General features: G+C 58.4%; 4 protein-coding genes and 1 pseudogene. All 5 read right to left on the bottom strand.

What is annotated here, in order from left to right:
* Positions 1-205: pseudogene (locus ACPEES_RS22915) on the bottom strand (hypothetical protein); the annotation flags it as partial.
* A 240-nt stretch (positions 206-445) separates the two neighbouring features.
* On the bottom strand, positions 446-1,009 hold the full coding sequence (locus ACPEES_RS22910; protein ID WP_435106740.1) for a tetratricopeptide repeat protein: 564 nt from the start codon (positions 1,007-1,009) through the stop codon (positions 446-448).
* A 14-nt stretch (positions 1,010-1,023) separates the two neighbouring features.
* Positions 1,024-2,097 (bottom strand): RHS repeat domain-containing protein, encoded by a 1,074-nt coding sequence (locus ACPEES_RS22905; RefSeq protein ID WP_435106738.1) that lies wholly within the window; start codon positions 2,095-2,097, stop codon positions 1,024-1,026.
* A gap of 49 nt (positions 2,098-2,146) precedes the next feature.
* Positions 2,147-2,392 carry a hypothetical protein gene (locus tag ACPEES_RS22900; RefSeq protein WP_435106736.1) on the bottom strand — a complete coding sequence of 82 codons (246 nt, stop codon included), beginning with the start codon at positions 2,390-2,392 and terminating at the stop codon, positions 2,147-2,149.
* A partial coding sequence (locus ACPEES_RS22895) for an RHS repeat-associated core domain-containing protein (protein WP_435106734.1) occupies positions 2,385-3,872 on the bottom strand: 1,488 nt, incomplete at its 5' end. The genes ACPEES_RS22895 and ACPEES_RS22900, both read right to left, overlap by 8 nt.

Raw genomic sequence — 3,872 nt, 5'->3', positions numbered from 1 at the left:
ATTGGTGCAATCGTTCTTCCATCACCCAGCTTGTCGATACACGATTGCACATGACATTACTTTCTAAAGGATTAGTATGGAAGAAGCGTTGAAACTGAGCGCAGCTCAGTCGTTGGCGCTCGAGGATCTGGCCGTGACCATCGGCCACGGCGATCTCGAAGACGGTTTTAGCCAGGTCCACGGCGATGGTCATACTGGTGTTCATGGGCCCCTCCTGTCCGTCGTTGCTGAAAGCCGCACTTCCAGCATGGCACCCGGGTGCCGAATAACGCGGTGGGAGGAGTCCATCCATCATCCCAAATCGAATGGCGGAAGTTCCACAGGCACTCCTTACAGAACAACCGGATTGCCGGAGTGAGGGAAATTGCAACACTCCGAGACCGCACCATCAAATGCCAGACATTAGCCTCCGAATATTGAAAGGCGCTGTGGGCGCGTTTTTCAGCTACCTTAAGAGCTCAATCCGATGGGAACCATCGATCGCAACCACGACTAAGCGGAAAAAAAATCTTACATACAAAAAAAACCCGACAGGAACCCTAACGACACCCCGCCAACCTTTCAAAGTCATGACAGCGAATCTTTTTTCTGCTTCCAGATTACCTAGACTCGCGGCTTCCCGATACCATTTGAGCGCCAATTGGATATTGACATCACGCCCACAGCCCTTTTCCTCCATCCAACCTAAACGAAACACCGCAGGCGGAAACCGTGCCTGCGCCAACTCTCCAAAGATCCGTTGCGCCTCTTCATATTTACACAGAGACAGTTCCACACACCCCCACCCAAACTTCCCCTCAATATCTCCGGACACAGCAGACTTCTTAAACCAACTTTCTGCTGCCAAGATATCTTTTCCGACCCCTTCTCCCAAATAATACATCCATCCAACGATTCTCTGGCACTGGGAAGACCCAGCGAGCGCCGCCGCCTTATAAGTCGGAAATGCATCCACCGCGTTTCCGTTCGCATATAGCCGGTCCGCTTCTTCCAAATCGTCACTGAGCATAGAGCCTCACGCGTTCACGTCGGACACATGAAAGGGTCTTCCGGCATTTCGCCCAAATTCTCTAACATCTTACAAGCGCCTAACGCTCCACCGGCACACTGAATCCGCAAAATCTGGATGGTCAATGTATCAACAAAAGGAAGAAGAAAGCCTTTCAGCTTGCCGGCCTTCCCACGTCTCTTTTCACCCTTATTCTTGTTATTCCGCTGCTTCCTCTCATTTTCCATCTGCACGGTTGAATCCCTTTTTGGGTCACGAGGCTCTCTGCCTTTTAGCACATCAGGGTCCGGATCCGACAGATTGACGACAACTGTTATAATCGCCTCAAGAATTTTCCGTCTTGCGCTAAGTCCGTTGGGATCTAATTCATTAACCGGATCATAGAGCACGTATCCGTAAAGGTTAGTATCACCTCCGACGAATAGGATCGGATCCTTCGCCGTCCACCGCCCCACTTCCGGATCATAGTCCCGCGCGCCGAAGCGCACGAGGCCGGTGTCCGGATCGTAGAGCCCGCCGGCAAAACCGAACGGCTGGAAGCCGGGGTTGGTGTCCTCGGTGACCTGGCCGAACGGCCCATAGTCGAGGCGTTGGGCGATGTCGCCGGTGTCGGTGTTCACCACCAGGCGCACGCTGCCGAGGTGGTTGGAGATGAGGCGGTACGTGGTGCCGCCCTTGATCATGTAGGCGGGCACGTTCGCCTTGTCGGCGTAGACGAAGCGGGCGACCACATTGCCTGATTTGTCGAGCTCCGCGACGGGGTTGAGCTGGTCGCGGTAAACCCAGCCTTTGACGAGCTGGCCGTCGACGCGTTTGCCGATGCGGCGGTCCTGGCCGTCGATGACGTATTCGATAGCCGTGCCGTCCGCCAGCGTGACACCGCGCAGGTTGCCCATGGCATCGTAGTCGTACTCGGTGGTGCCTGCCGCGGTCGTCTTGGACGTGCGGTAGCCGGCGGCGTCGTGGCTGTAGGTGGCGTCGCCGTAGTTCGTCAGCCGGTCCTGGGCATCGTAGGCGCCGGTGGCATCGCCGAAGGTGCCCGTGTAGGCGGTGCGATTGCCGTTGGCGTCGTAGCTATAGCCGTGCACCTAGGTGCCATCGTGGTGGACGCCTCCCATATTTCGACTTCAACTCCAATCACCTGTTTATGGACCTGATTTCTCGCCACGACGCCCACAACGCCATGACAATGACCACACCCCCAAATACCGCGAAAAACGCCCCCACATAAACCTGATACTCACCATATCCAACTTGGCCATACTTCCAGCTCGAAAAACTTTCACCCTCCATGAAGTCTACGCCGATAGCGACAAGGCCGGCACCGATGAAAAATTCCCAAGCCCTTTTTCCCAGAGCCTTGAGCACAGTTGATCTAGTCACTGACAGTCTCCTCTAAGACAGTAGTGAGAAAGCCAGCGGCCCCGTGGCGCGAGGCAGGATACGGACCAGATGTCATATAACCATCGACAAAGTCCAACACCTTTCCTTGTTTGAGAAAGAACTGCTCCTGCATCCTAAATGGCAGCTTACAAAAGGCCGCCCGGCCGATGGTGCCCACTACGCGACCACCCCCGGCCAAACGCCCTCCGGGAATGGGCATAGCCATTAGGCCTGCAGTGGTCAAAGCGTCACCATAATGGCCAATAATGTTTTCATTTGGCATTAAAGACCGGCTCATATTGTCCGCTCCGGCCTGCGTCGTCGGCAACTGGTCCGCGGGCATACCCGTCATACCTTGGACGAAGTCTCCGTACCCACTTCCCTGCAAACCATTTGGATCAAGGAGGTTAATCGGATCGCGCAAGGAATAGCCGTATAGGTTCGCATCGCTTCCCGCAAACAGTATCGGATCCTTCGCGGTCCACCGCCCCACTTCCGGATCATAGTCCCGCGCTCCGAAGCGCACGAGGCCGATGTCCGGATCGTAGAGCCCGCCGGCGAAGCCAAACGGCTGGAAGCCGGGGTTGGTGTCTTCGGTGACCTGGCCGAAGGGGCCGTAGTCGAGGCGCTGGGCGATGTCGCCGGTGTCGGTGTTCACCACCAGGCGCACGCTGCCGAGGTGGTTGGAGATGAGGCGGTACGTGGTGCCGCCCTTGATCATGTAGGCGGGCACGTTCGCCTTGTCGGCGTAGACGAAGCGGGCGACCACATTGCCTGATTTGTCGAGCTCCGCGACGGGGTTGAGCTGGTCGCGGTAGAGCCAACCTTTGACGAGCTGGCCGTCGACGCGCTTGCCGATGCGGCGGTCCTGGCCGTCGATGACGTATTCGATGGCGGTGCCGTCCGCCAGCGTGACGCCGCGGAGATTGCCCATGGCGTCGTAGTCGTACTCGGTGGTGCCCGCCGAGGTCGTCTTCGACGTACGGTAGCCGGCGGCGTTGTGGGTATAGGTGGCACCGGCGTAGTTCGTCAGCCGGTCCTGGGCGTCGTAGGCGCCGCTGGCATCGCCGAAGGTGCCGGTGTAGGCGGTGCGGTTGCCGTTGGCGTCGTAGCTATAGCCGTGCACCTCGGTGCCGTCGCGGTAGACATCGGTGAGGCGGCCGGCGGTGTCGTAGTCGTAGCTGAGGGTGTGCGTTTCCCCGGCTAGGGTGACGGTCTTCTCGACGATGCGGCCGAGCTTGTCGCGGGTGTAGGCGACGTCGTAGAGCGTGGTGCCGCTCTCCGTGACCGCGCGCTCGGCGAGCTCGCCGAAGGCGTTGTAGCCACGGCTGCCGGTGAGCGTGGCGAGGCTCGTGGCGGTGACGAGGCCGTGGTCGGTATCGCGGGTGAGCCCCAGTGCACCGGCCTGGGTGAGCAGGCCGTCGTCGTCGTAGTCGAAGGTGACGGGGTTGCCATTGACCGTCTCCTCCGTCAGCCAGAA

The sequence above is a fragment of the Arhodomonas sp. AD133 genome (genome assembly GCF_051195215.1).
GTDB lineage: Bacteria > Pseudomonadota > Gammaproteobacteria > Nitrococcales > Nitrococcaceae > Arhodomonas.
The sequence above is the reverse complement of the archived record's forward strand: the minus strand, read 5'-3'. Positions and strand labels throughout refer to the sequence as shown.